The sequence below is a fragment of the Patulibacter brassicae genome (assembly GCF_033949425.1).
Classification (GTDB): Bacteria; Actinomycetota; Thermoleophilia; order Solirubrobacterales; family Solirubrobacteraceae; genus Patulibacter; species Patulibacter brassicae.
This window is the reverse complement of record NZ_JAXAVX010000028.1, coordinates 1-1,074: the sequence shown is the minus strand read 5'-3', so window position 1 is coordinate 1,074 and position 1,074 is coordinate 1. Positions and strand designations below refer to the sequence as shown.

The 1,074-nt window shown below is 68.6% G+C and carries 1 protein-coding gene; it reads left to right on the top strand.

Annotated elements, in window-relative coordinates; translation table 11 throughout:
• Positions 1-104 precede the first annotated feature (104 nt).
• The gene (locus SK069_RS20135; RefSeq protein WP_406628319.1) at positions 105-1,073 is read left to right on the top strand and encodes an IS481 family transposase; all 969 of its coding nucleotides are present in this window, start codon (positions 105-107) and stop codon (positions 1,071-1,073) included.
• Position 1,074 lies beyond the last annotated feature (1 nt).

Sequence of the window (1,074 nt, the reverse complement as noted above, 5' to 3'; positions counted from 1 at the left end):
GCGCTAGCTGAGTTGCCCACGGTCTTCGTGAACATGGAATAGGTGCCGGGCCTGTTCGGGATGCTGGGAGTTGCGAGACGCCCCAGAGCCCGAAAGGCCCGGCAGTGGAAGACGGTAGAGGGAAGCTCGGCCTGCGTGCCAGGTTGGAGTTGGTGCAGCGCATCGAGGCGGGTGAGACGTTCAGATCAGCGGCCGCTGATCTGAACGTCTCACCCGCGACGGTTCATCGGTGGTGGCACCGCTGGAAGGCCGCCAGCGTCGAGGAGCGGGCCTCGCGCTCGTGTCTGCGTTCGCGGCCGCCGGTGCCCAAGACCTGTCCGTGGCGGCTGCCGGTGGAGGTCGAGAAGCGGATCCTCGAGGCGCGTGAGCGAACGAACCTGGGGCCGGCCCGGTTGGCCGGCATCGTCGGCTACAGGCGCTCGACGATCTACAAGGTCCTCGACCGCCACGGACGGGGCCGCAGGCGCCGGACACCGAAGCCGGTGATGCCGACGAGGCGGTACGAGTGGGCGGAGCCCGGGGCGCTGTTGCACCTCGATGTGAAGCACCTGACGCGGTTTGCGAAGCCGGGGCACTGGGCGCACGGCGATCGTTCCGAGGAGCACCGCACCCGCAGGGCCGGCCCGGAGTTCGCGCACTGCGTGATCGATGACCGAACGCGCCTGGCGTACGTGGAGATCCACCCGCATGACCGTGGTGAGACCGCCGCGATCGTGATCCGACGCGCGGCCGCGTGGTTCTCAGAGCAGGGATGCGGACCGACCGAGGCGGTGATGACCGACAACGCGTTGGCCTATCGACGCAGCACCGCGTTCTCCGGCGCGCTGGCCGCCTTGGGCGCCAAGCACATCCTGATTCCGCCCCGCACGCCGCGGTGGAACGGCAAGGTCGAGCGGTTCATCCGGACCCTCGACGAGGAGTGGGCTCACGCCCGGATCTGGCCGTCTTCGACGGCCAGAAACCGGGCCTTGAGATCATGGCTGCGGTACTACAACCGCAGGCGTCCTCACACGGCACTCGGCGACCGGCCACCCATCAGCCGCGTTCACCAAGACCGTGGGCACAACAGCTAGC